Source organism: Paraburkholderia kirstenboschensis (assembly GCF_904848585.1).
Taxonomy (GTDB): domain Bacteria; phylum Pseudomonadota; class Gammaproteobacteria; order Burkholderiales; family Burkholderiaceae; genus Paraburkholderia; species Paraburkholderia kirstenboschensis.
Window position 1 is genome coordinate 1 of sequence record NZ_CAJHCR010000062.1, and the last position, 2,313, is coordinate 2,313.

Sequence of the window (2,313 nt, forward strand, 5' to 3'; positions counted from 1 at the left end):
TTCGAGGCACGTCGTCAGGCCATATTGCGCTATATCGCTGGCGAACCGATCAGAGCCATCGAAAAGTCGACACACTTCAATCGCCGGCAGTTGTACCGCTGGCTTGAGCGCCCGCAGGCCGTTCACCCTGACGGCCGCCCCTTCGGCTTTCGGGCACTCATCCACTACGTGCGCATCGCCGAATATGCGCGGGTGCGTGATGTGCAGCTGCGCGGCGAGCGCGGCAGCCGCGGTGCCGCCGGTGCACTCGCGCAGCTGCTTGAACGCTCCCCGACGTTGACGGGGTGGCTGCTGCTTCAGCTAAAACAACGCAAGGTATGGCTTGAGCAGGTCCATACTGACGGGCACCTGCGCACGCGTCTGCGCGGCCTGCAGTCGCTGCACGACAACTTCCTGCGCCAATGCCGGTCAGTCGGGTTGACGGCGGCCGACTACCCGCTGAACACGGCAGACCACGCGATCCGTTCGCTTTCGCGACGGGTGAAGGCGGAGATGCTGGGAAGCTTTGGCTCGGCTGCACGCTCCGCGGGCGCCAAGCATCTCAAAGGCCTGCCGCGTGTTGACGACTCCGGTCCACCCGCAGCGGTCCGGCCATACCAGGTCGTCGAGTTCGATGGTCACCGGCTGGACGTCCGTCTGAAGGTGGTCGTGCGTGATCCGCTGGGTTTCACGCACGAATTCGAGATGGAAAGAGTATGGCTGCTTGTGATCATCGACGTTTGCACGCGCGCCGTAATCGGATATCACATCGCGTTGGCAAGGGAGTACAGCCGCTACGACGTCATCAAGACAATCGAGAATGCGCTGACACCGCACCGCCCACGAACGTTTACGATACCTGGCCTCACCTACGGACCGCACGACGGTTTTCCATCAGGGAAGATGCCTGAACTGGGCTACGTCACCTGGGAGTGGATCCGGCTCGACAACGCGAAGGCCAACCTCGCAGACGAGACGATGACGGCGTTGTGCGAATTCGTCGGCTGCCTCGCTGATGCCGGCCCGAAACACAGCCCGGACGAGCGGGCCTATATCGAACGCTTCTTTGGCACGATTGCCAGTCGACTGTCTTCACGTTTGCCGGGTTACACCGGTTCTCACATACGCGACCTGCGCCGTGCGCTCTCGGATCCCAAAGGCGATCTGCGCCTCTATGTCTCCCTTGATGAACTGGCGGAACTCGTTGAGTACGCCATCTCAGGCTACAACGGCACACCGCACAGGGGACTCAACAACGCGACTCCACTCGAAGCGATGGAGTACTTCGCACGCGGTAGGGAGACGATGTTGGTCTGGCTGGCAGAGCATCAGCGCCGGACGCTCTGCCTGATGCAGTCGGCACGGCGGTGCCGTGTGCGGGCCTACCTTCAACAGGGCGTGCGACCGCACATCAACCTGTATGGCGTGCGCTACACAAACCGTGTCCTTGCAACGAGTACGCACCTCATCGGTCAGCATCTGCTGATCTACATGAACGCCGACGACCTGCGCTCCGTGCGCGCTTTCCTGGTTGACGGCATGGAGCTGGGTGTACTCGAGGCGCAAGGAGCGTGGCGCGTGGTACCACACAACCTCAAGCTGCGTCAGCAGATCCTCAAACAATCGGGCAGGCGGCGAAGCAACGCAATCCCCAATCTCAACCCGATTGAAGCCTACGTCGACGAGAAGATGAAGCAGGCGAAGAAGACCCGCAAGGCTGCGACGGAGCTCGCTCATGCGACGCGACTGCTCGGTTCGGCACCGACTGTTCGCACTCCCGTCGGTCCGCCCTGCCCTCCCGGGACAGATACCGTCACACCGGCTGGCGCGCGAGAGATGGAGGCGCAGGCGGCCACGGTCAACGAGCTTGCTCCACGCACTTCAGTTCGGCCGCGAAAGCTTTCGATTGGCACCGGTCAGGTGTTTTAACTCCGCTGTTCAAGCTGCGAGGTATGTCATGTCGCTCCAGATTCCGCGTCCGGTCGATCCATCACTGCATCCACTCGTCACCGGCAATTATCGTCTTGCCACCCCGGCGATCGAGGCGTTCTACGAGCTCGTCACGCGCTGCCTGCGGTACCGCATCATGGGCGCGCTGATCTATGGGCCGTCGCGGGTTGGTAAAACGCGGGCCATCGAATACGTTCGGCTCCTGCTCGCGCGTCAGTACCCGAAGATAACGACCTACCATGCACAGTGCGAGCACAAGCCGCGGCATGCAGAAGGTCCCTTCTTCGCGAATCTGCTGGAGGCGGTAGGCGATCACGCACCGAACGCCGGTACCAGTTCGGCAAAACGCTCCCGCCTGTCGCTTCGAATTCGTGAGGCAGCCGC

Annotated in this window: 1 protein-coding gene and 1 pseudogene; both read left to right on the forward strand. The window is 62.0% G+C overall.

Annotation, left to right across the window (positions count from 1 at the left end):
- A partial coding sequence (locus JMY24_RS39170) for an integrase core domain-containing protein (protein ID WP_236597783.1) occupies nucleotides 1–1,908 on the forward strand: 1,908 nt, incomplete at its 5' end.
- Between the two features lie 28 nt (nucleotides 1,909–1,936).
- Nucleotides 1,937–2,313, forward strand: a pseudogene (locus JMY24_RS37910) (ATP-binding protein); the annotation flags it as partial.